At 46.5% G+C, this 22,998-nt stretch carries 18 protein-coding genes; 6 read left to right on the top strand and 12 right to left on the bottom strand.

Features of this window, described 5'->3' with window-relative positions:
- Window positions 1-8: 8 nt before the first annotated feature.
- The 5 genes from carB to gloB all read right to left on the bottom strand — a co-directional run bounded on the left by carB (window position 9) and on the right by gloB (window position 8,840).
- A complete protein-coding gene (gene carB, locus FD975_RS04255; RefSeq protein ID WP_215303386.1) occupies window positions 9-3,272 on the bottom strand; it encodes a carbamoyl-phosphate synthase large subunit in 3,264 nt (1,087 codons plus the stop codon).
- Window positions 3,272-4,465, bottom strand: coding sequence for a glutamine-hydrolyzing carbamoyl-phosphate synthase small subunit (gene carA / locus FD975_RS04250; protein WP_215303823.1), 1,194 nt, complete (start codon window positions 4,463-4,465; stop codon window positions 3,272-3,274). The genes carB and carA overlap by 1 nt, the downstream gene beginning before the upstream one ends.
- Window positions 4,466-4,708: 243 nt before the next feature.
- On the bottom strand, window positions 4,709-6,592 hold the full coding sequence (locus tag FD975_RS04245) for a propionate--CoA ligase (protein WP_215303384.1): 1,884 nt from the start codon (window positions 6,590-6,592) through the stop codon (window positions 4,709-4,711).
- A 35-nt stretch (window positions 6,593-6,627) separates the two neighbouring features.
- Window positions 6,628-8,034, bottom strand: a complete 1,407-nt coding sequence (locus tag FD975_RS04240; protein ID WP_215303382.1) for a transglycosylase SLT domain-containing protein — start codon at window positions 8,032-8,034, stop codon at window positions 6,628-6,630.
- Window positions 8,034-8,840, bottom strand: coding sequence for a hydroxyacylglutathione hydrolase (gene gloB / locus FD975_RS04235; protein ID WP_215303381.1), 807 nt, complete (start codon window positions 8,838-8,840; stop codon window positions 8,034-8,036). The genes FD975_RS04240 and gloB overlap by 1 nt, the downstream gene beginning before the upstream one ends.
- 6 nt (window positions 8,841-8,846) lie before the next feature.
- Here gloB and FD975_RS04230 point away from each other — a divergent pair, with 6 nt between their 5' ends.
- The 5 genes from FD975_RS04230 (at window position 8,847) to dnaQ (ending at window position 15,324) form a co-directional block, all read left to right on the top strand.
- The gene (locus FD975_RS04230; protein WP_215303379.1) at window positions 8,847-9,662 is read left to right on the top strand and encodes a class I SAM-dependent methyltransferase; all 816 of its coding nucleotides are present in this window, start codon (window positions 8,847-8,849) and stop codon (window positions 9,660-9,662) included.
- A 4-nt stretch (window positions 9,663-9,666) separates the two neighbouring features.
- Window positions 9,667-10,122 (top strand): ribonuclease HI, encoded by a 456-nt coding sequence (gene rnhA / locus FD975_RS04225; RefSeq protein ID WP_371743392.1) that lies wholly within the window; start codon window positions 9,667-9,669, stop codon window positions 10,120-10,122.
- 113 nt (window positions 10,123-10,235) lie between these two features.
- On the top strand, window positions 10,236-11,519 hold the full coding sequence (locus tag FD975_RS04220; RefSeq protein ID WP_215303378.1) for an efflux RND transporter periplasmic adaptor subunit: 1,284 nt from the start codon (window positions 10,236-10,238) through the stop codon (window positions 11,517-11,519).
- On the top strand, window positions 11,516-14,614 hold the full coding sequence (locus tag FD975_RS04215) for an efflux RND transporter permease subunit (RefSeq protein ID WP_215303376.1): 3,099 nt from the start codon (window positions 11,516-11,518) through the stop codon (window positions 14,612-14,614). Before FD975_RS04220 ends, FD975_RS04215 begins: the two co-directional genes overlap by 4 nt.
- Window positions 14,614-15,324 carry a DNA polymerase III subunit epsilon gene (dnaQ, locus tag FD975_RS04210; RefSeq protein WP_215303374.1) on the top strand — a complete coding sequence of 237 codons (711 nt, stop codon included), beginning with the start codon at window positions 14,614-14,616 and terminating at the stop codon, window positions 15,322-15,324. The genes FD975_RS04215 and dnaQ overlap by 1 nt, the downstream gene beginning before the upstream one ends.
- A 19-nt stretch (window positions 15,325-15,343) precedes the next feature.
- Here the strand turns inward: dnaQ and FD975_RS04205 are convergent, their stop codons facing one another.
- From FD975_RS04205 to FD975_RS04195, 3 genes are read right to left on the bottom strand one after another with little or no spacing between them, the layout of a single operon-like run.
- The gene (locus tag FD975_RS04205) at window positions 15,344-16,429 is read right to left on the bottom strand and encodes a tartrate dehydrogenase (protein ID WP_215303373.1); all 1,086 of its coding nucleotides are present in this window, start codon (window positions 16,427-16,429) and stop codon (window positions 15,344-15,346) included.
- A 34-nt stretch (window positions 16,430-16,463) separates the two neighbouring features.
- Entirely contained in the window at window positions 16,464-17,123 is a 660-nt protein-coding gene (locus FD975_RS04200; protein WP_215303371.1) for a SprT family zinc-dependent metalloprotease, read from the bottom strand.
- A 51-nt stretch (window positions 17,124-17,174) separates the two neighbouring features.
- Window positions 17,175-18,296, bottom strand: coding sequence for an NADH:flavin oxidoreductase/NADH oxidase (locus FD975_RS04195; protein ID WP_215303370.1), 1,122 nt, complete (start codon window positions 18,294-18,296; stop codon window positions 17,175-17,177).
- Between the two features lie 147 nt (window positions 18,297-18,443).
- Here FD975_RS04195 and FD975_RS04190 point away from each other — a divergent pair, with 147 nt between their 5' ends.
- Window positions 18,444-19,964, top strand: coding sequence for a CoA-acylating methylmalonate-semialdehyde dehydrogenase (locus FD975_RS04190; protein WP_215303368.1), 1,521 nt, complete (start codon window positions 18,444-18,446; stop codon window positions 19,962-19,964).
- An 82-nt stretch (window positions 19,965-20,046) separates the two neighbouring features.
- Here FD975_RS04190 and FD975_RS04185 read toward each other — a convergent pair whose 3' ends face one another.
- The 4 genes from FD975_RS04185 to FD975_RS04170 are packed head-to-tail and all read right to left on the bottom strand — an operon-like array spanning window position 20,047 to window position 22,928.
- Window positions 20,047-20,712 (bottom strand): amino acid ABC transporter permease, encoded by a 666-nt coding sequence (locus FD975_RS04185; RefSeq protein WP_215303366.1) that lies wholly within the window; start codon window positions 20,710-20,712, stop codon window positions 20,047-20,049.
- Window positions 20,712-21,443: an amino acid ABC transporter ATP-binding protein gene (locus FD975_RS04180; protein WP_215303365.1), complete on the bottom strand. Its 732-nt coding sequence runs from the start codon at window positions 21,441-21,443 to the stop codon at window positions 20,712-20,714. The genes FD975_RS04185 and FD975_RS04180 overlap by 1 nt, the downstream gene beginning before the upstream one ends.
- Window positions 21,444-21,477: 34 nt before the next feature.
- On the bottom strand, window positions 21,478-22,131 hold the full coding sequence (locus tag FD975_RS04175; RefSeq protein WP_215303364.1) for an amino acid ABC transporter permease: 654 nt from the start codon (window positions 22,129-22,131) through the stop codon (window positions 21,478-21,480).
- 44 nt (window positions 22,132-22,175) lie between these two features.
- Window positions 22,176-22,928 (bottom strand): transporter substrate-binding domain-containing protein, encoded by a 753-nt coding sequence (locus FD975_RS04170; RefSeq protein WP_215303362.1) that lies wholly within the window; start codon window positions 22,926-22,928, stop codon window positions 22,176-22,178.
- Window positions 22,929-22,998 lie beyond the last annotated feature (70 nt).

The following is a 22,998-nucleotide window of genomic DNA, read 5'->3' as shown; positions in this document are numbered from 1 at the left end:
AACTTAAATTAATTGAGAGTCTTATGCAGATTCTGCAATGAATATACTTCAAGGGACTCTTTATTGCCATTTTGTGAAGTCATCAAACCATCCATGACTGCTCGTGCTGCACTAATCGTAGTGTAGTAAGTCACATTATTGGCCTGCGCACTTGTACGAATAGAGCGTGAGTCGGCAATAGCAGTACGAGTCTCATCCACAGTAGTAAATACTAAAGAGATTTCGCCATTCTTGATCAAGTCCACAATATGCGGGCGGCCATCTTTTACTTTATTCACTACACGAACTGGCAAACCAGCTGCTTCAATAGCTGCAGCTGTCCCTTTAGTAGCGACCATTGGGAAGCCTAGTTGATGCAAGAGCTTAGCCACCTCTACTGCTTTAGGCTTATCACTATCCTTAACAGTCAACACCACAGTTCCGCTCTTGGGCAATTTAATGCCAGCACCTAGCTGAGACTTGAATAAGGCTTCGCCAAAGGTTTTACCCACACCCATGACTTCACCAGTAGATCGCATCTCTGGCCCGAGGATTGGATCAATACCTGGGAACTTATTGAATGGGAATACTGCTTCTTTCACTGAATAGTAGGCAGGCTTCACTTCTGATTTGATGCCCTGCTGATCCAGAGTCTGTCCAACCATGCAGCGCGCTGCAATCTTGGCTAACTGCAAACCGGTTGCCTTAGATACAAATGGCACTGTACGGGAAGCGCGCGGGTTTACCTCCAGAACGTAAATGACATCCTTGCCATCCACATTCTGGATCGCAAACTGCACGTTCATCAGACCGACTACATTAAGACCTTTGGCCATCGCAGCAGTTTGACGCTTGATTTCTGCAATCGTCTCATCGGATAAGGAATATGGCGGCAATGAACAAGCAGAGTCGCCAGAGTGAACGCCAGCTTGTTCAATGTGCTCCATCACACCACCAATGAATACACGCTGACCATCGCTAATACAGTCCACATCACACTCAATGGCATCGTTTAAGAAGCGATCTAACAATACTGGTGAGTCATGAGAAACCTTAACTGCCTCACGCATGTAGCGCTCGAGATCGCGGCCATCATGAACAATTTCCATAGCGCGGCCACCCAAGACATAGGAAGGACGAACTACCAATGGATAACCAATTTCTTCAGCAAGCTTCAGAGCCTCATCTTCCGCACGCGCTGTACGGTTAGGCGGCTGACGCAAGTTCAATTCATGCAATAACTTCTGGAAACGCTCGCGATCTTCTGCGGCATCGATCATATCTGGTGATGTACCGATGATTGGAACACCATTAGCCTCGAGATCCAAAGCCAACTTCAATGGAGTCTGGCCGCCGTACTGCACGATCACACCTTTTGGCTTTTCAATGGCGACGATCTCTAAAACGTCTTCTAGGGTCAATGGCTCGAAATACAAACGATCAGATGTGTCGTAGTCAGTAGAAACAGTTTCTGGATTGCAGTTCACCATGATGGTTTCATAACCATCATCACGCATTGCTAAAGCAGCGTGCACGCAGCAGTAGTCAAACTCAATGCCTTGACCGATACGGTTTGGACCACCACCCAAGACCATGATCTTGTCTTTGTTTGTTGGTTGAGATTCGCACTCGCCGTGCTCTGCTTCGTAAGTGGAATACAAATACGCAGTATTTGTAGAGAACTCTGCTGCGCAGGTATCTACACGCTTGTAAACAGGCACCACTTTGAGACGATGACGTGCGGCGCGTACTGAGGCGGCATCTACCCCAAGCAACTTAGCTAAGCGACGATCCGAAAAACCTTTTTGCTTAATGAAGCGCAACTCAGGCGCTGAAAGGCTATCAATCTTGCGCTGTTTGAGCTCTGTCTCCATTGTGATGAGTTCTTCGATCTGCTCCAAGAACCAAGGATCTACCTTAGTCTCGTTATAAACCTCATCTAAACCCATTCCCATACGGAAAGCGTCAGCCAAATACCAAATACGGTCTGGACCTGGCTCGCCAATTTCTTGAATGATGTCATCTAAGTCTGTCGAGACTTCATCCAAGCCATCCACACCAACTTCTAAGCCACGCAGAGCTTTTTGGAATGACTCTTGGAAAGTGCGGCCAATAGCCATCACCTCTCCTACCGATTTCATCTGGGTTGTTAAGCGAGAATCTGCTTGCGGGAACTTCTCAAATGCAAAGCGAGGAATCTTCGTGACAACATAGTCGATGGATGGCTCAAAAGATGCTGGGGTTGCACCACCAGTAATGTCGTTCTTTAACTCATCCAAGGTATAGCCAACAGCGAGCTTTGCAGCAATCTTCGCAATTGGGAAACCGGTTGCTTTAGAGGCCAGCGCCGATGAACGTGAAACCCGTGGGTTCATCTCAATGACGATCATGCGACCATCCACTGGGTTGATTGAGAACTGGACGTTTGATCCGCCAGTGTCTACACCAATCTCACGCAATACAGCAATCGATGCATTTCGCATCAATTGATATTCTTTATCCGTTAATGTTTGTGCTGGAGCAACAGTGATCGAGTCACCGGTATGCACACCCATAGGATCTAAGTTTTCGATTGAGCAAACGATGATGCAGTTATCGGCACGGTCACGCACCACTTCCATCTCAAACTCTTTCCAACCTAAGAGAGACTCTTCAATTAAGAGCTCACGTGTTGGAGACAAATCTAAACCGCGCTTGCAGATCTCTTCAAATTCTTCGCGGTTATAAGCAATACCACCGCCTGATCCACCCATAGTGAATGAAGGACGAATGACGACCGGGAAACCCAAGCTGCCAGTTTCTTTTTGAATACGCTGCTGTACTTCATGCGCTTCATCCATTGAGTGCGCAATACCCGACTTAGCAGAGCCCAGACCAATTTTGGTCATCGCATCTTTAAACTTTTGTCGATCTTCTGCTTTATCAATGGCTTCTGGTGAAGCACCGATCAATTCGCAACCGTATTTTTCAAGAACACCATGACGATGCAAATCGAGTGCACAGTTCAAGGCAGTTTGTCCGCCCATCGTTGGCAAAATTGCATCCGGTTTCTCAGTAGCAATAATGCGCTCTACCACTTCCCAGGTGATTGGCTCGATGTAAGTTACATCCGCCATCTCTGGGTCAGTCATGATGGTGGCTGGATTACTGTTCACCAAAATGACTTTGTAACCTTCATCACGCAAAGCTTTACAAGCTTGCGCACCAGAATAGTCAAACTCACAGGCTTGTCCAATCACAATCGGACCAGCACCAATAATCAGAATGCTCTTAATGTCGCTACGCTTAGGCATTATTTGCCCCCCTTATTACCAACAGCGGCAGCATTCATGAGCTCCACAAAACGATCAAATAAATAGGCAATGTCATGAGGACCTGGTGAGGCCTCAGGGTGACCTTGGAAACACAATGCAGGCTTATCTTTCCAAGCCAAACCTTGTAGGGATCCGTCAAATAAAGAGACGTGCGTCACACGAATGTTGTCAGGCAAGGTATTGGCATCCACCGCGAAACCATGGTTCTGGGAGGTAATCGCTACGCGCCCAGTATCTAGATCTTTTACAGGATGGTTTGCACCATGGTGACCAAACTTCATCTTCAAAGTTTTAGCACCGGCGGCCAAGCCCATGATCTGGTGACCTAGACAGATGCCGAAGGTTGGAATACCCTTTTCAATAATTTCTTTTGCAGCGGCAATAGCATAGTCACAAGGCCCAGGATCTCCGGGGCCATTTGAGAAGAACACGCCATCTGGATTCATCGCCAATACTTCAGCAGCACTAGTTTGCGCGGGAACAATCGTTAACTCACAGCCACGCTCGGTGAGCATGCGCAAAATATTGCGCTTCACACCAAAGTCATAAGCGACGACTTTTTTGATCGGCTTACTAGCATCTAAACTTCTGTATGCAGGTTTGCCGTCTGGACCATGAAGATCCCACTCGGCTTCGCGCCATTGATATGGGGACTTGGTAGTCACCACCTTAGCCAGATCTAAACCAGCCATGCCTGGGAAGGCTTTAGCCAATTCCAAAGCTTTCTTACCGAGAGCCTCTACATCATCACCCATCTTGCCAGCAACTATTGCGCCAGACTGAGCGCCCTTGTCTCGAAGAATGCGGGTCAGTTTGCGAGTATCGATACCTGAGATGCCAACTACACCTGCCTTAGTCAAATAGGCATCTAGAGTTTCTTCAGAGCGGAAATTCGATACGCGCTTGGAAAGATCTTTAACGACCAAACCAGCAGCATGAATTTGATCCGACTCAGCATCCTGACCGTTCACCCCAACGTTACCAATATGGGGATAAGTCAGAGTAACAATTTGGCGTGAATAACTAGGATCGGTAATGATCTCTTGATAGCCAGTGAGTGCGGTATTAAAAACGACTTCGCCGGTAGTTTCGCCAGGGGCGCCAATACTCAGACCGGGAAATACAGTGCCGTCGGCTAGAGCCAACACGGCGGGAGGAAAAGAAGGAAGCAAGGGTGACAAACCATCTCCAGTCCCTGCTCCATCCGACGCTCAACACCCCAAAAAGACCAACCCAGGACTGTTTGTGCGGGAGGTGAGTGTCTTTAAGCGCTAGGGTAATTTATTAAGTTTTGAACCTAACAATGATACCAGTTTTGCGTATAAACCCTTGGATTCCCAGCCAATCAAGCCTGGAAGGTAATAAGCCCCCAAGTCATCCGACTGAGGGGCTTATTTTGATCATTTACAGAGGATTTAAGACTTCACGCTTTGCTCGATGATGGTCTTAATTTGAGCTAAAACAGTCTGATCTTCCATGGTGCTGATATCTCCAGGATCACGCCCTTCAGCAACAGCTTGGAGTGCGCGGCGGACAATCTTGCCAGAACGCGTCTTAGGCAAGGCCGTCACAATATAAACACGCCCTGGACGAGCAATCGCGCCCAATGTGGAGTCCACAGTTTTCATACACTCCGCTTCCAAAGTTGCGGTGTTAGAAGAATCCTTAGGAATCACAAAAGCAATCGCAGCCTGACCTTTGAGCTTATCTTCAATACCCACTACCGCCACTTCTGAAACATTGGAATGGCCAGAAATACTCTCCTCGATCTCACGAGTGCCTAAACGGTGGCCAGCAACGTTAATCACATCATCGGTACGGCCCAAGATGAAGAAGTAGCCGTCATCATCTTTGATGCCCCAGTCAAAGGTGGAATAAATCGTCTTACCGGGAATGGTTTCCCAGTAGGTGCTAACAAAGCGCTTGTCATCACCCCAAACAGTTTGCATACAACCTGGAGGCAGGGGTCCCTCGATAGCAATCACGCCCTTCTTGTCTGAACCCAACTCTTCTGAAGTAGCGTCATCCAACAACTTCATGTTGTAACCAAATGATGGAACACCAGGTGAACCAAATTTATGCGGCATTACTTCAACGCCACGCTGAATTGCCAACATAGGCCAGCCAGTTTCTGTCTGCCAGTAGTTATCGACAATCGGCTTCTTAATCGCATCATGAATCCAACTTGCAGTTGGCTCATCCAAAGGCTCGCCCGCCAAGAACAAGGCACGTAATGTTGAAAGATCATATTTTGTTAAGAATGCAGGATCTTGCTTCTTCAAAACACGAACTGCTGTTGGCGCAGAGAACATGACTGAGACTTTGTACTTCTCTACCAGCTTCCACCAGATACCTGCATCTGGGCTCAATGGAGTGCCCTCGTACATGATCGTAGCCATACCATTAAGCAATGGGCCATAGATGATGTAGCTATGACCAACAACCCAACCAATGTCTGAAGTAGTAAACATGGTTTCACCAGGCTTGCCACAGAAGATGTGATTCATTGTGGACATCAAGGCCACAGCGTAACCACCGGTATCACGCTGCACACCCTTAGGCTTGCCGGTTGTGCCAGATGTATACAAAATATAGGAGGGATGTGTGGCATCAACCCACTCAACTGGCACCAAGTCATTTAAGTGTTTTTGGCGCTCACTTGCGTAATCCAAATCACGTCCAGCAACTGTAGTGAACTCAGTTAAGCCGCGATTCACGATCAATACTTTTTCTGGTTTGTAACTTGCCAGCGTAATAGCCTCGTCTAGCAATGGCTTGTAGGGAACCGATTTGCCACCACGCGATCCTGCCTCTGAGGTCACAATCATCTTTGGTTTTGCATCATCGATACGTGAAGCAAGGCTATGGGATGCAAAGCCACCAAACACGACAGAGTGAATAGCACCGATACGTGCGCAAGCGAGCATTGCAAAACATGCTTCAGCAATCATCGGCATGTAGATCAATACGCGATCGCCTTTTTGAACACCATTGGCCTTGTAGATAGCAGCCATACGATTAACTTCTTCGTAGAGCTCTTTGAATGTATACGCTTTTTCTACATTGGTTTCTGTTGACACAGCAACGAGAGCAATTTGATCTGCACGATCCTGAAGATGGCGATCAACTGCGTTGTAGCAAAGATTGGTTAAACCACCTTCAAACCATTTTGCAAACGGAGGGTTTGCGTAATCTAGAACCTTATTGAATGGCTTCTCCCAATGAATGAGTTTTGCCTGCTCTCCCCAGAAACCATCTGGGTCTTTAATGGAGCGTTCGTGTTCTGATTTATAGGACATGGTCAACCTAAATAAGTAAATTAAAGATTCTGAGATTATTGGATTTTGCTAGTTCCTTTGGCATTTGACGTCTTAGCTGAAGGGCTAGTAACTTTCGCAGTTCCATTTTTCGCAGATTTTGCAAGCCCTGTCGATGCGTGTTTATGCTGAGAGCCAGAGCTATTTGAGGAAGATTTGCCCTGCCCCGCTGCTTTTGAAGACTTTCCTGAGGAACAATTAGCCCCTTTTGCACATTTTTTAGGGGCTGGGGCTGGTTTAACTAGGCTCAGATTCGCATTTTCTGCCATCGCCACTGAAATATCCCCAGAATTTTGGTTGGTTTTGGGGACAAGTACAGTTGAGCCCGCCCTTATGCGCATTCCTTTTGGAATCCCATTGATATCTCGTAGAGCATCAGCATCTACTCCCAGGGTCTTAGCAGCCTTATCTACTGGCTCAGTTTTTGCAATGCGCACCGCGGTCCAAGTGGAAAGCGGCTTGGTGTACTTTTTGAGATTTTCTTGAAAGATTTCTGCATGTCCAAAAGGCAGCAAGATCTGCTGATTGGCGTTACTCAAAATCACCGGCTTATTAAATGATGGGTTTAGATTATGAAACTCTTCAGATGGAATCTCCGCCAACTTAATGACCAAACTAACATCAATATCACTGCCAACATCTACTGCCACAAAGTAAGGATGATTTTCCAATTCAGGCAAGACGATGCCATAGGCTTGGGGATCTAAAACGATCTGCCGATAGGCCATCAACTTAGGGACATAGTTGCGAGTCTCATTAGGCATTTTGAGACTAAGGTAATCAGTAGGCAATCTCGCGGCCAAATTTCGCTTTTGGGCTTTAGCCACATTACCTGCCCCCCAGTTATAAGCTGCTAAAGCAAGCTCCCAGCTACCAAACTGCTTGTGTAAACGCTGCAAATAATCGAGGGCAGCATCAGTTGACTGCAATACATCCCTGCGCTCATCTCTAAAGACGTTTTGCGTCAGCTGAAAGTCTTTCCCGGTTGCTGGCATAAATTGCCATAAACCCATGGCCTTTGCACTGGATTTAGCATTCGTCACAAAAGCACTCTCAACAAAGGGAAGGAGCGCAATCTCCATCGGCATATTGCGTGTATGAACCTCTTGAACGATATAAAACAAATAACGTGAAGAACGCTCCATTGATCGATGCACATAGTCAGGTCGAGCACTTAACCACCTCACCTGCTCAATCTCCAGAGGAGTATTCATCGGCTCCATCTGAAAGCCATCGCGGATACGAATCCACAAATTACTCGATGGCGCATAGATGCTGCTGACAGATTGATCCTTGAGATTGACCCGCTTCGCTTTTGCCGCCCGTGGATCCAATGAACCGGTGGGATCCGAAGACCAATCTCCAGTACTTGCACAACCAGAGAGTGCAGCAATCAGCAAGATCACTGCATAGCGCCACAACATCAGAACCGATCCTTCCAAGCCCGAATCACCGCCAAAACATGTGCAGGTGTTGGCAACAATTTTTCACCAGAGACTTCGATAGCTGCATCAATTACAGCCTGTTGATCACAACGCATAAAGGGGTTCACTTGCAACTCCTGTCCGATAGTGGTTGGCAAGGTTGGTAAATGTTGATCTCGAAGAGCTTTAGCAGCCTCTGCCCAAGTAATCAGGTTCGCATTATTGGGTTCAACTGCTAGAGCAAATCGGATATTCGATAAGGTGTATTCATGAGTGCAATACACCAGGGTATTTTTCGGCAAGGAGATGAACTTAGCGAGAGATTGACTCATCTGTGTTGGGGTGCCTTCGAATAAACGGCCACAACCAGAGGCAAACAAGGTATCGCCGCAGAACAACATAGGCTCGACCACATTAGCCTGCATATTCGCAAAGTAAGCAATGTGACTCAGAGTGTGTCCCGGCACCTCATACACCTCAAAGCTGATGCGCGGCGCAGCCACTTCAATCTTATCGCCTTCCATCATGGCATTAGTACGAGCAGGAATATCAATGCTGGCTGGACCATAGACTGGAACCGATCCCAGCGCCTGCAGTAGATTCAAAATGCCACCAGTATGGTCAGCATGGTGATGGGTAATTAAAATACCCGTCAAAGTGAGGTTTTGTTGCTCCAGATATTTCAAGACGGGGTCAGCGTCGCCTGGATCTACGATCAATGCGGATTGACCATCATGAATGCACCAGATGTAGTTGTCATCAAAAGCCGGTATCGGCCAAACATGCAATAAAGTATTCTTCACCATACGCCCATGATACCAATCCCACCCTCACCATCCCAGATGCCTGCACCACCATGGAGTTCATGGGAAAAGTGGCTGCAATCGCCCCCAGGACGCTATGTGTTGGCCTGGGAGCAGAAATGCTTCAATCAGATCGTGGCTGATGTCTTCGGTTTTTATGCCGTACAAATCGGTTTGCCACAAATTAATACCCTGGCAGAAAACCGTATGCCTTTGCACGCGCTCCTGATTCACTCCAATGATCGCCAAAAACAGCTTACTGAATTCAATTGGCATCAGGTTGAAGGCAGTCCTAGCGAACTCCCTTTTGCCTCCGAAACCATCGATTTATTAGTGCTACCGCATGTCTTGGAATTTGCTGCGGATCCCCATCAAATTCTGCGGGAAGCTGAGCGCGTCCTGCGCCCAGAGGGTCGTCTCATTATTTCCGGCTTTAACCCGGCTAGTCTTTGGGGTATGCGCCAATATCTCAGCCGCTTGATAGGCAGCCCTTACCTGCCTCGGGACGGGCAATTTATTGGCCTACTTAGAGTGAAAGACTGGTTGCAGCTATTGAACTTCTCATTAGACCGCGGTCATTTTGGGTGTTACAAACTCCCCCTGAGTAGTGAATCAGGGATGGGCAGAATGGATTTTATGGAGCATGCTGGCAACCGCTGGTGGCCTATTTTTGGGGCTGTTTTTTTGGTCTCCGCTATTAAACGTCAGCAAGGTATACGGCTCATTGGCCAGGTTCAGGGTTTACGGCTCCCAGCAATCTCCCAATTAAGTCCGGCAACTGAAAGTAGACAGAACCTAGCCAATAACCAAGACAAAGTAAATTAACGGAATGTCTCAAACCAAAACCTTGCCTCATATCGTGATTTATACCGATGGCGCCTGCAAAGGCAATCCTGGCCCGGGCGGCTGGGGCGCAGTTTTACGCTCAGGAGCTCATGAGAAGCATTTGCATGGTGGGGCTGAGCACACCACCAATAACCGCATGGAAATTAGCGCCGTTATTCATGCGCTACGAGCCCTAAAGCAAACTAGCTCCGTAGAGCTTTGGACAGACTCACAGTACGTCCAAAAAGGTGTCACTGAGTGGCTCGAGGGTTGGAAGAAAAGAGGCTGGAAGACGGCCAGCAAAGATCCAGTCAAGAATGCGGATTTATGGCAAGAGTTGGATGCTCTCATCCCTGAACACAAGATCTCCTGGCATTGGGTACGTGGACACAACGGCCACCCTGGAAATGAGTTGGCTGACTTACTAGCCAATCGGGGTGTAGAGGAATTTTTACCTTAGGCCAAAGCATTGCCCCCAAGCCCGTTTTTACTGGTCTTGTGAGAGAATGAAAAGATATAAATTGGCTCCAAAAAGAGCCTCAAATCCATATAAATCCAAGAAAATTCGAGAACGTGTCCAAAATAGAATCAGCGCTAGATAAAACAGTTGCCAAATTGCCATTACTCAAAAACTGGGTCATGGCGCGCTTGTGCAAAGTGTGGCACAAAATCTCCCCTACATTCTCGTTAAAGCAAAAATTGGATTACCCCACTGGCAAAGCTTTGGTATTGCAGTACAAGTGGCGTATTGTGATTGTGGCGCTCATCTTATTTGCTGGCTCAAAGGCTTACGACTACTTTTTCCCACCTAGCGGCAAAGCTGGTGCAGTTCAAACTATCACCAGCATGGTGACCGAAAAGAAAGATATTCCACTTGTCATTGAAGCTACCGGAACAATTGTTTCCAATAGCATTGTGGATATCCGCCCAATGGTCACCAATAAAGTTGACAAGATTCATATTAAAGATGGGCAAGACGTCAAAGCGGGTGAACTCTTATTTACCCTCGACAATCGAACTGACACGGCTAACTATGAAAAGCTCAAAGCCTTAGCTGATGATGCTCAAAAACAATACTTACGTGCCAAGGAGCTCGTTACTAAGAACTTCATTTCAAAAGCAGGATTAGAAACTGCATTAGCCAATGCAAAGTCAGCCCAAGCAGCTGCAGAGACTGCTCGCGTTCAACTTTCTTTCGACTTTATTCGCTCACCGATTGATGGAAAGGCCGGCATCATCAATGTTTTCCCAGGGACCCTGGTGCAGGCTAGCAATACAGTGATCAGCGCAACCAACGCATCTTCGACCTCCACCACCAGCTCAATGGTCACAATTACACAACTTAATCCAATTAATGTTCAGTTTGTGATTCCAGAAAAAGATATTCCCATTCTTTTAGAAAGCAAACAGAGTGGTACACCTATGAAAGTACAGGTGACAGTTGGTAACAATACTCAAAGAGTTTTCAACGGTGAAGTATTGGTGGTCGATAACCAAATTGATCCTCAAATAGCAGCAGTTCGCGTCAAAGCGCAAATACCAAATGAGAAGTACGAGTTGCTACCTGGTCAATTTGCGCGCGTGTCCTTAAATGCGAATACATTAAAAAATGTCATCGCCATTCCATCTGAAGCGATCGTCATGAATCCTAAAGGACGCTTAGTCTATATTGTGGATAAGGATGGCAAGGTAGCAGCCAAACCCATCACCGTGAGCTATGAATACCAAGGCACTTCGGTTGTCAACGGTCTAGAAGTTGGCCAACGAATTGTCGTTGAAGGCAAACAGAATCTGCGCACAGGAAGCAAAGTGCGCGAAGCTAAACCTGCCAACACTCCTGCAGCCCAAGCAAAATGACGCTCTCAGAATTATGTATTAGAAGGCCGGTCATGACGGTTTTGCTCTCGCTAGCTACCGTTATCGCTGGAAGCGTCGCTTATTTTAAGATTCCTGTTGCCGCCCTACCCAGCTTTAATACGCCAATTATTTCGGTTACAGCAAGTCTACCGGGCGCATCACCCGAGAACATGGCTTCAGCTGTAGCACTGCCTTTAGAAAAAGAGTTTTCTACTATCGATGGCATCAAAATCATTAGTTCAAGTAGTACCTTAGGTGCTACTAGCGTTACCCTTGAGTTTAATAATGATCGCGATATTGATAAGGCAGCTGTTGATGTTCAAGCAGCTTTATTACGAGCTCAAAGACGTCTACCTATTGAGATGACGATTCCACCGTCGTATCGCAAAATCAATCCAGCGGATACCCCAGTCATCATTATCAGGATGAGCTCACCATCCATCAGCCTATCGGAAATTAATGATTACGCTGAAAATTTGATGGCGCCTAATCTATCCACCATTAGCGGCGTTTCACAAGTAAATGTCTATGGCGCCAAACGATATGCGATTCGCGTTAGCGCTCAACCGGATGCGTTAGGCAATCGCAATATCACCATGGATGAGTTGGCTGCTGCCATTAATAAAGCCAACACTAATAGCCCTATCGGCACGCTAGATGGCCCACGGCAACTGATTACGATCTATGCAAATCCGCAACTCGTTAAAGCCGAAGAATTTGGCAATCTGATCGTTGCGCAACGCAATGGCTTCCCAGTCTATCTCAAAGATGTTGCTGTCGTTGAAGAGAGTTATGAGGATGTTAAAACCTTTGCAACCGCTAAAGGTGAGCGCTCAATTGCAATGGGGGTGATGCGCCAGCCTAATGCAAACACAGTAGAAGTTGTGAACGAGATTAAGCGCTTGCTCCCCACTCTTAAAGCACAGTTACCTGAATCAATTCAGCTCAGCCTCATTAATGATCGCTCAACGTCTATTATCGAATCGATCCACGATGTCAATCTCACGCTGATACTGACAATTGCATTGGTTGTACTTGTCATCTTCTTATTTCTCAAGAATATTGCAGCCACCGTCATCCCCTCGATTAGCTTGCCGATTTCTCTCATTGGTGCTTTTTTCGTCTTTTATTTTATGGGGTATAGCCTAGACAACATCTCTCTCCTAGGCATTACTCTGGCGGTTGGATTAGTGGTTGATGATGCGATTGTTGTGCTGGAAAACATCATGCGCTACATCGAAGGTGGCATGAGCCCTCTAAAAGCGGCATTAAAAGGAAGTAAAGAAGTTGGATTTACGATTGTCTCCATCTCCCTCTCTCTTGTCGCTGTATTTATTCCACTCTTTTTTATGGCAGGTCCTATCGGGCTTCTCTTTAGAGAATTTGCAGTTGTTGTCACCCTCTCGATTCTGGTCTCTGCAGTAGCCTCTTTGACTATTGTGCCGATGCTATGTAGTCGATTTCTCAAGGAGCAGCATGGCGAATCAAAAAGCTATCCACTCACGAAGGGCTTTGATCGTATATTTACGTGGTTTCTCAATACCTATACTCACTATTTAGATCTAGCGCTAATCAATAGAAAAAAAGTATTGTGGGGCACTATCGCTACTTTTATCCTGACTATTGCTCTCTTTGCATTCAGCCCCAAAGGTTTCTTTCCAGAAGAAGATATTGGCCAACTCCGCATTACGGTTGAAGCAGCCCAAGATACTTCGTTTAAAACGATGCTTGAATTACAAGATCGTGCCGCAGTCATCGTTGATGAAGACCCGAATGTAGCAACATCTATCTCCATTCTTGGAGGAGGTATGAGCTCAGGACGAAATACTGGTAGATTCTTTGTGATCCTGAAACCCAAGAGCGAACGCCAGAAGATGAGTAAGGTCATGGAGGGCTTGCGGACTAAATTTAAAGAAATTCCTGGTATTCAGATTTATATGAGTCCGGTACAAAACTTACAACTTGGTGGTCGTAGCAGCAAAAGCCGCTATCAATATACGCTTCAAAGTGTAGGATTTGAAGGTGTGAATGAGTGGGCTGAGAAAATGCTCGAGAAGATGCGCTCTGATCCTATTTTCAGAGATGTCACCAGTGATTCACAGCTAAAAGGTTTGAACGTCAAAATTGATATTGATCGTGAAAAAGCAGCTAGTGCAGGCGTTTCGATTTCAGATATCCGAACAGCGCTTTACTCTTCATTTGGTGAGCGTCAAGTCTCGACGATTTATACACCAGTCAATACCTACCGCGTTATTCTAGAGACCGCCGAGAACGATCGACAATTTGAAACTGATCTTAATAAAGTCTACGTCCGAGGCAGATCGACTAATACACTGATCCCTTTATCAAGCTTAGCAACGTTTACACGCACAGTGGGACCCACTTCCGTAAACCATCAAGGTCAAATTCCCGCTGTGACCATTTCCTTCAATTTAGCACCGGAAGTTTTTCTGGGAAATGCCACTAAAGCGATTGATAAGTTTGCAGAAGAAATTAAGCTGCCGCCCTCAATCATCACTAGCTATGGCGGTGACGCAGCAGTATTTAAAAGCAATCAATCTGGCCAAATCATTTTATTGCTTGGCGCTTTAGGGGTCATTTATGTTCTCCTGGGCGTCTTGTACGAGAGCTATATTCACCCTCTCACTATTTTGGCCGGCCTACCCTCTGCTGCGATTGGCGCCATTCTAGCCTTGCGAATTTTTGGATTTGAACTCACCATCGTTGCATCGATTGGCATACTGCTGCTAATTGGTATCGTGAAAAAGAATGCGATTCTGATGATCGACTTTGCATTAGACGCTCAACGTAACCGAGGGCTTTCACCTGAAAAAGCAATTCGTGAGGCTTGTATCTTGCGCTTCCGACCCATCATGATGACAACCATTGCTGCTCTTATGGGGGCACTGCCGATTGCGCTTGGCTTAGGTGCAGGCGCTGAACTGCGTCAACCTTTAGGCATTAGCGTAGCCGGTGGATTGATCTTCTCTCAATTTGTTACCTTAATCATTACTCCCGTAATTTATCTCTATCTAAATAAATATGCGGGTAATGGCCCAATGCAAATTCCTCAATCTGTTTTAGAAGGCAGCTAATGCGTCAAGTTATTCTCGATACCGAAACCACGGGTCTTAATCCTGCAACTGGCGATCGTATTATTGAAATCGGTTGCGTTGAGATGGTGGGTCGTCGACTAACCGATCGCACTTTCCATTACTACATCAATCCTGAACGTGATATTGATGCAGGTGCTTTTGCAGTGCACGGACTATCTCGTGAATTCTTATCCGATAAACCAGTATTTGCGAATATTGTTGAAGAGTTGATTGAGTTTGTTGATGGTGCCGAGGTAGTCATTCATAACGCAGCGTTTGACTTGGGATTCCTGGATAACGAATTTGCTTTGCTCAAGCGCCCCGCTTTCAGAGGGCTTGCTTCCAAAATTACTGACACCCTCCTCGATGCCCGTCAAATGTTTCCAGGTAAGCGTAATTCTCTCGACGCTCTCTGTGAACGCTTTGCCATTAGCAATCAACACCGCACCTTGCACGGCGCCTTACTTGACGCCCAGTTACTAGCCGAGGTCTATGTAGCCATGACGCGTGGCCAAGAAGATCTATCCATCGATCTAATTGACTACACCGTTGGCACCGATGCCTCTGGTCAAATGAAAGCCTTACCAAGCAAACTCAAACTCATGACCGCAAGTGAAGAAGATTGCCAGTTGCACGAAAAAATCTTAGCTGAGATTGCAAAGGCAAGTAAAAAGGACCCCGTATGGAGTCCTTCTGCCGCAACCAACTAACTGCATAGCTAAAACCAATTTAGATTTCGGCTGCGATCGCCTTACCTAAGTCATCCGTACGAGACTTGCCACCTAAGTCAGGCGTCAATGGGGAGTTATCTGCAGCAAGAACTCGCTCAATTGCATTGAAGATAGCCTTGCCAGCCTCTGGATAACCCAGGTGATCCAACATCATTGAGCCTGACCAGATCTGTCCAATTGGATTGGCAATCATCTTGCCAAAGATATCAGGTGCTGATCCATGTACCGGCTCAAATAAGGAGGGGAATTTTCCTTCTGGATTAATACTTCCTGATGGCGCAACTGCAATTGTTCCGGTGCATGCTGGACCCAAGTCTGACAAGATATCTCCAAATAAATTGCTGGCCACTACAACATCAAACCTGTCTGGGTTCATCACAAAGTGTGCAGCCAAGATATCAATATGGTATTTGTCCATTCTCACATCGCCAAATTGCTTAGCCATTGCCTCAACTCGCTCATCCCAATAGGGCATGGTGATTGCAATTCCGTTGGACTTAGTGGCAGAGGTTAAATGTTTTTTGGGACGACTTTGCGCAAGGTCAAATGCATACTGAAGAATGCGATCCACCCCTTGTCTTGTAAAGATAGACTCTTGAATCACAAACTCTCGATCAGTATCCGGGAACATCTTCCCGCCAACACTCGAATACTCACCCTCGGTATTTTCACGAACGACGTAAAAATCAATATCTCCAGGCTTTCGGTTTGCTAAGGGGCATGGCACACCGGGCAACAATCGAACTGGTCGCAAATTGACGTACTGGTCAAAGCAGCGACGAAACTGAATGAGACTTCCCCATAAAGAGACGTGATCTGGAAGAATGTTTGGCATACCGACTGCGCCAAAAAATATCGCATCGTATTGCATCAGAGTGTCAAACCAATCATCCGGCATCATCTTGCCATGCTGGAGATAGTAATCACAGCTAGCAAAATCAAAATGATCAAACTGCATACCAATACCAAACTTTTGATTAGCAGCCTCTAATGCACGAATACCTTCTGGCATGACCTCCTTACCAATTCCATCGCCAGCGATAACAGCAATTTTTGGGTTCTGAACTACTTTGTTTTTCTTCATTTAATGTCTCATCCGATCTTCAACATACATGGGTTTAGCTAATCGCCCGACGAATCTCATCGGTCTTGGGTTTAGTGCCGGTTACTGATTCTGTATCGTGCTCCGTCGTATTTTCAATTGTCTCAATTACAGTCTCTTGCATCCGAATATTATCTTTTGGGCAAATCGGGGCTCCATAGGTAGCCCACTTCTTTAATAAGGTCACCTCATATCCACACTGAGCACATTTGGCTTTATTACGACTTGCATTGCTCGGTCTTGGTGGCGGGAAAACAATTGCCTGATGCGGATATGGGCCAAGCTCTTGGCTAATCATCATCAGACGCACCATCAACTCTTCGGTAGCATGAGCCATTCTGGCAGGACCTTCTAGACCAACAGTCTGGGCGATGCCTTTAAAGTCCTCGCCGTGACCACTAAAGCAATCATCTACCGCATGACATAACTCATGAACCAGGGTATCTAAGAGCTGAACTGGATCATCTAACTTTGGAGAAATGAAAATCTCGTTTACTCCGCCACCAGAACGCTCGCGAGGCCAGCACTGCCCTAGCGTTGTTCTCGGACTGCTAGAGGCCGGAAATCCGCACGATACGCGAACGGGCGGAATTGCGTAGCCCGCTTTTGAAAATACAGGCTCTAAATGTCTTACGGCGTCTTCCAGCCAAGATTCTCTTACAGAGTGTTGCTTCATGAATAACTCAGTGATGTTTTTATTAGGGATTGAATATGGGATGGGACTCTATTATCGCTGCCCTACTTTGACATCACCGAATATAGCCTGAGCTTCACGTGGTAGACAACGCCAGTAACGCTCATTTGAAGGCACCGTGCCACCTAAGGCTGCAGCGGCCTCCCAGGCCCATCGTGGCTTGTATAAAAATGCACGGGCTAAAGCAATCAAATCTGCATCTCCCTTTTGGAGAATATCTTCTGCTTGCTGAGGCTCTGTAATCAAGCCAACTGTCATCGTAGGCAAACCAGATTGATCTTTTACGATTTTGGCGAATGGCACTTGGTAATTTGGCCCTATCGCGATCTTTTGCAATGGTGAAATACCCCCCGATGAGATATGTACAAAATCACATCCCAATGGTTTGAGACGGGATGCAAAATCTGCAGTCTCCTGCGGAGTCCAACCACCCTCAATCCAATCGCTGGCAGAAATCCGAATGCCTAATACGCCTTGATATGCATTACGTACTGCTGCAAATAATTCCAAGAGGAAGCGGATGCGATTCTCAAAAGAACCACCGTATTCATCAGTGCGCTGATTGGCGATTGGCGATAAAAATTGATGTAAGAGGTAGCCATGCGCCCCATGCAATTCGATCCCATCCACACCAATGCGCTCAGCACGATGCGCCGCGACAACAAATGCTTCAATCAGTTCTGCCAACTCCGTTTTAGAGAGTTCATGAGGCAAGCGCTCATCCTTCAGCTGAGGAATAGCCGAAGGGGCAAGCGTGTCCCAACCACCCTGCTCTTTAGAAAGCAATTGCCCGCCTTCCCAGGGGGTGGCACTAGAAGCTTTCCGGCCAGCATGCGCCAACTGAATGAAAACAGGGGTTGCTGGTGCCAGCTTACGAGCCCTACTCAGCTTATCCTTGAGGGCGGCCTCCGTACGGTCATCCCATAAGCCAAGACAAGCAGGAGTAATGCGCCCCTCTGGTGTAACACCAGTGGCCTCAATAATGAACAAGCCTGCACCGCTATTTAAGAGATTGCCCCAGTGCATTAAATGCCAATCCTGGGCCTCGCCATTAACAGCCGAGTATTGGCACATGGGTGCCACAACGATGCGATTAGGGAGCTTTAAATCGCCCTTTGGTGAGCTCAGCGTGTAACTAGAAAATAGAAGACTCATTTAAATGCCCTTGGATCCTGAAAAACGAAAAAGTAATGAAAGCGATAAAATAGAAATGGTAGGATAAACGAGGCTACAGACTTCTGCGGACATCAATCCGACCAAGTCTATTGACCCCAAAACTATAAAAAATATTAGGCAAAATCTATGAGAACACCGCAAGCCTTTGAATCAAAAGAAGATATTGGTCATTTTGTTGATGGTAAAGTCGTCAACCCAAAAGACGGTCGTTTTGCCGACGTCTTTAACCCCTCAACTGGAGCGGTCGCTAGACGGGTTTCTTTAGCCAGCCGCAAGGATGTTGATGCTACCGTGGCAGTTGCCCAAAAGGCTTTTGAGAGCTGGGGCCAAACCTCCCCACTGCGCCGCGCACGAATCATGTTCAAGTATCTTGAACTACTCAATACCCATCGTGACGAATTGGCTGCCATTATTACCGCCGAACACGGCAAGGTATTTACTGATGCCCAGGGTGAAGTCACGCGCGGTATTGATATCGTTGAATTTGCTACCGGCATTCCAGAACTGCTAAAAGGTGATTACACCGAGCAAGTCTCTACCGATATTGATAACTGGGTCATGCGTCAGCCTTTGGGAGTAGTTGCTGGTATTACCCCATTTAACTTCCCCGTGATGGTGCCAATGTGGATGTTCCCGGTAGCCATTGCTTGCGGTAATACCTTCATCCTGAAACCAAGCCCAACCGATCCTTCAGCTTCCCTGTTGATGGCCAAGCTCTTAAAAGAGGCGGGTTTGCCTGACGGTGTATTTAACGTTGTTCAGGGCGACAAAGAGGCTGTTGATGCTTTAATTGAGAACCCTGATGTCAAAGCAGTGAGCTTTGTCGGCTCAACCCCAATTGCTAACTACATTTATGAGCGTTGCGCACACTTTGGCAAGCGTTCACAGGCATTGGGTGGCGCTAAGAACCATATGGTTGTCATGCCCGATGCAGATATCGATAAAACGATTGATGCTTTGATTGGTGCGGCCTACGGTTCTGCTGGCGAGCGTTGCATGGCAATTTCTGTAGCCGTTTTAGTTGGCGATGTAGCAGAGAAAATCATGCCAAAGCTGATTGAGCGGACCAAGACCTTAAAGGTCAAGAACGGCATGGAACTCGATGCTGAAATGGGCCCAATCGTTACGAAGGCCGCCTTAGAGCGCATTACTAGCTACATTGAGAGCGGCGTAGCTTCAGGCGCCAAGTTACTCGTAGATGGTCGCGGATTAAAAGTACCAGGTCATGAGAATGGCTTCTTTATTGGCGGCACCCTGTTTGATAACGTCACTCCAGAAATGAAGATTTATCTAGAAGAAATCTTCGGCCCAGTCTTGTCTTGCATGCGAGTGGCGAACTTTACCGACGCATTGAATCTGGTGAATGCTTGCGAGTATGGTAATGGTGTTGCTTGCTTCACAAGCGATGGCAATATTGCCCGTGAATTTGCCCGTCGCGTTCAGGTTGGCATGGTTGGTATCAACGTACCTATTCCAGTTCCAATGGCTTGGCATGGTTTTGGCGGTTGGAAGAAGTCCCTCTTCGGCGATATGCATGCCTACGGCAAAGAAGGTGTTCGCTTCTATACCAAGCAAAAGAGTGTGATGCAGCGCTGGCCTGAGAGCATTGCTAAAGGCGCAGAGTTTGTCATGCCAACTTCGAAGTAATGAATACTGCGATAGCTACCTATCACTAACAATAGCGGCCTCTGGGTCGCTATTTTTTTATCACGACCCTATGGCCTAGAGATTAAGTAGGAATAAAGTAGCGCCGCTCAATCGCGCGAGCAAATAAGACAATCACTGATACCAAGGCTAGGTAAACCAAGGCAGCCAAGAGGTAGGCTTTAAAGAATTGAAAGTTTGTTGCAGCCAATTCTTGTATGCGAGCAAAGAATTCGGTGTACTGAATCAAGAATGCAACCGAACTATCTTTTAGATTCGCAATCACTTGATTAGTGAGGGCTGGAATAGAAAAGCGAATGACCTGCGGCAAAGTAATGAACTTAAAAATCTGCAGCGGGCTAAAGCCCTGTACACTTGCTGCCTCAAGTTGAGTCTTGTCTAAACCATTAAAGGCAGTCTTTAAATACGCTGCATTGTAGGCAGCCACATTGAAGGTAAAACCAATAAAAGCCACCGCAAATGGAGATAGTCGAACACCCCATTGAGGTAAGCCGTAATACATTAAGAACAACAAAACGATTAAGGGCATTCCGATAAAGAAGGAGATATAAGCATTGATGGCGCTACGTACATACTGATTTTTGCTGAGGGTGAGATAAAACACCACAATGCCCAAAAGCAAACCTGAAACACTAATCAAGCCGGCTAATTGCAAAGTCTTCACCAGCCCAGTCAGAATTAAGGGCATCTGCTCCGTGAGATCACGGACAAAGGATGGCCATCCTCCCATCAACGCTTTTCCTCTGCACCAAAGAAGGCTTTGATCTCTGGATCAGCGTGCTTGCTCAAAGTATCAATCCGATCATCAGCACGAATAACACCACGGTCTAAGAACATCACTGTATCTGCTATATTGCGCGCTAAGTTGAGGTCATGTGTAACGCAAATCATAGTGATGCCCTCGCCATGCAAGCGATTGATTAAATCGGCGACATCTCTAGACATCACAGGATCCAATGCTGAAGTGGGCTCATCGAGGACTAAGACTGCCGGATCCATAGCGAGCGCTCTCGCAATGGCAACTCGCTGCTTCTGCCCACCAGAAAGCTGCGAGGGGTATTTATCTTGATGTGGCGTCATCTCAAAATGAGATAACTCAAATAAAGCCTTTTCTTTCGCCTCTGCTTTGCCCATGCCATGCAGCTTGCGCAAACCCAATGAGACATTATCTAAAACAGTCAAATGACTATACAAAGCGAACTGCTGAAATACGAAACCAATTTGCTTGCGCAACTCTCGCACATCAACATCAGGTCCCAACACCTCGCTACCCCTAAATACGATCGATCCTGAAGTGGGTTCAACCAAGCGATTGAGGCAGCGCAATAAAGTAGACTTACCAGAACCAGAGGCGCCCATCAAAACGCGGACCTCCCCCTCATTGAGATCGAGATTGATCTTGGAAAGGACTGTTTGTCCGCCAAACTCCTTAACCAAATCTCTCACTTGAATTAACGCCACAAAATTACCCCTTTGAATAATGTCATCTTGGTAGTCATACTGGACTCATCCCCGGAATTTGATAGCGTTTAGCCAACAACTGAACACCGAGCAAGCAAATTCTATAAATCACAAAATAGAGGATGCCCACCGCTAGATAGACTTCAATACCCCGCAGCGTTGTCGAGGTCAATGTCATAGCTTGCTTGGTAATCTCCGGGATCCCAACGGTGTAAGCAAATGGCGAATACTTTAAAACTGAAGTGAACTCATTGACCATGCCTGGAATCGAGAATCGTAACATCTGCGGTATCTCGATAAATCTGAGGACCTGAATACGCGTCATCCCCATTGCTTGGGCTGCAATTACTTCGGCGGGATCGACTGAGTTATATGCACCCCGAAATACCTCAGCCAAATAGGCAGATGCCACTAGACCCAAACTCAGTGCCATAGCCATCAAGGGTGGGACTTTAAAACCAATCCCCGGCAAGCCAAAGTACACCATAAATAGTAAAACCAAAACTGGCACACCCCTAAATACATAGGCATAGCTGTCAATCAGCGGAATGAGCCAAGGAATATCCATACGACGCAGGCTTGCTAGAAATAAACCCACCACTAAACCGGTTGCAGAGCAAACGAGTGTTACCAGTACCGTATAAGAAATGCCCTGAGCTAACTGGGTAAGAATATCCAGAAAAGTCACAGGGCAGGCTTTCGACTACTAGTTAAGACCTTGATCAGCAGCGTTTATTTCATCCACTTATCTAGAATGGCTTTAATTTTTTCTGGGCCAAGTTCATTGAGGTACTTATCAAAGTCATCACGCAATTTAGAGCCTTTAGCAAAAGCAAAGCCCAACTTATCAAAGCCTGTAAACACATAGCTACTCTGAATTGGTAACTTCAACTTGTTCTCATAATTAAGAAATACGGGCTCTTCAATAAAAGCCAGATCAAGATTGCCATTTTGCAGGTCGGTGATCACCTCAGCATATGAGGGATACAGTTTGACCTTGCTCAGGGAGTAGTAGCCCTTTGGCTCCAACTCATTCTTAATCAGATCATCGTAAGCCATGCCGCGCGGATAGCCGATGGAGTATTTCTTAAGTTGATTCAAATCCGTGATTTGGATATTTTTATTCTTCATGCTGACGAGATGCCAAGCATTGTCATAGTAAGGCTGGGAAAAATCCATTACCTCTTTACGCTTGTCTGTAATAGAAATGCCAGAGAAAGCAACATCTGCTTGGCCGCTAGAAACAGCACCCAACATTCCAGCCCAATCATAAGGAGTCACCTTCAAAGTGCAGCCGCGAGACTGGCAGTAACCCTGGAAAATATCCATATCTGCACCAATGATCTGCCCCTTGTCATCAAACAGCATGGGGGGAGATGCGGGGGAAACAGCAACCTTAATTTCTTTGGAATCAGAGGACTTGGAGCAAGCCACAACAGTGAGCGCTAGAACAGCAGCAAACAGCGCCAGAAAAAAGCGTTTCATAAATACATCTCCTATCCCGATCAATGGTTACACCCAGACTTTGGGTGCACACTAAGTATAGGGGAATTAG

The organism is Polynucleobacter sp. AP-Jannik-300A-C4 (genome assembly GCF_018688335.1).
Taxonomy (GTDB): Bacteria; Pseudomonadota; Gammaproteobacteria; order Burkholderiales; family Burkholderiaceae; genus Polynucleobacter.
The sequence above is the reverse complement of the archived record's forward strand: the minus strand, read 5'-3'. Positions and strand labels throughout refer to the sequence as shown.